1 protein-coding gene is annotated in these 1,498 nt (G+C 52.7%); it reads left to right on the forward strand.

Annotation, left to right across the window (positions count from 1 at the left end; translation table 11 throughout):
- Positions 1-201: 201 nt before the first annotated feature.
- Positions 202-1,498, forward strand: a 1,297-nt coding sequence (locus tag DL239_RS21300; RefSeq protein ID WP_167686104.1) for a hypothetical protein, incomplete at its 3' end; no start/stop codon positions are given.

Genomic DNA, 1,498 nt, shown 5'->3' on the forward strand with positions numbered 1-1,498 from the left:
GCATCGCCGTCTTGAGGTCTCGACCGTAGTGATAGTCGATGAGAAAGGAATCATGGATGCAGAGAACAGGGATTGAGCGGGCGGTGAAGTGGTTGATCGCTGTCTAAACTGAGCGTCTCAACCTCAAAACCGTACACGTCCCATTGAACTTAACACCACGGTTCCTTATCTCCTTGTCCCCCGAAACAACTAGGAGAAAGAATGAAACAACCACTTGACCCACATCACTCCCGCCCCATCGACGTCCACCGTTGGTCTGACCATCCCGAGGTCAGGGTGTTGGTCGACCGTATCTGGGATGAACATTTCGGTAAATTCCACGAACCTGAGCAACCTCGTCGGGGCCCAAAGCCAAAAACACGCCACAAGGACATGCTGAAGGTTCTGTTGCTCGACCTCTATGTGGCCTGGACAACCCATCCGGACCTTTCACTGGGCATCCACCTCAACAATAGTGAATGGAAAACCCTCAGTCGCTATAACGCTCTCCACCTGAGTAAAATTATCACCGACTACGTTCATCATTTGAACGGTCTGGGGATGATCGAGCTATCCAGAGGCAGCTATACTGCACCCGGAGCACCGACGAACAGAACGTCAAGGATCCGAGCATCTGAACGACTCAGAGCACATTTCAGAGAGGCAAAATTCGGTTCTGAAGATATTGGGCGCACCGCAAATCAGGAATGCATCATTCTGAAGAGGGACGATGAGGATGGCGGAGCATCAAAGCCAATAGAATATGACGATACGGCCAAAACTACTGCAATGCGAACACAGCTCAGGGACTATAACACCCTTCTGGTACGGTCGTTTATCGATGTCCCTAAACTCGAAGACCCTTACGTTCAGCGCCTCATCACCACTGGACTGAGAACTGGGCAGATGGTTAGGCTGCCTCTGGGCCCCGGCAATCAGTTCGTGCGGCGTGTCTTCTCTAGAGGCGACTGGGAGCTGAATGGTCGCTACTATGGGGGATGGTGGCAGCAGATAGGCAGCGAGCTCAGAAAGCGCATTCACATCAATGATGTCCCGACGATCGAAGTCGACTTCAAGGGGCTGCACGTCAACCTTCTCAGCATTCTTAGTGGAGCAGGCAAGATCCAGGGGGACCCCTACGATCTCACCGGCGGTTTCCTTAAAGGCGCGGATAGAATCCAGCAGCGGGCGTATCTCAAATATCTGGTTCTTGCTTCCATCAATGCAAAGGACAAGAATTCTGCCTTCCGTGCGTTCAGAGATAACTATCCAAAAGGAGATCCGGGCAAGTCGTTCACCAACGCGGCGCTGGAGGCGATTCTGAACGAGTTCTTGACCCGGACACCTCAGCTGAAGGGCAGCCTGTTCGCGGACCAAGGGATCAGGATGATGAAGCTAGACAGCGACATAGCGGAGTTGGTCATCAACCACTTCACCGCCCGCTCAATCCCTGTTCTCTGCATCCATGATTCCTTTCTCATCGACTATCACTACGGTCGAGACCTCAAGACGGCGATGC

The organism is Parasedimentitalea denitrificans (genome assembly GCF_011813015.1).
Taxonomy (GTDB): Bacteria; Pseudomonadota; Alphaproteobacteria; order Rhodobacterales; family Rhodobacteraceae; genus Parasedimentitalea; species Parasedimentitalea denitrificans.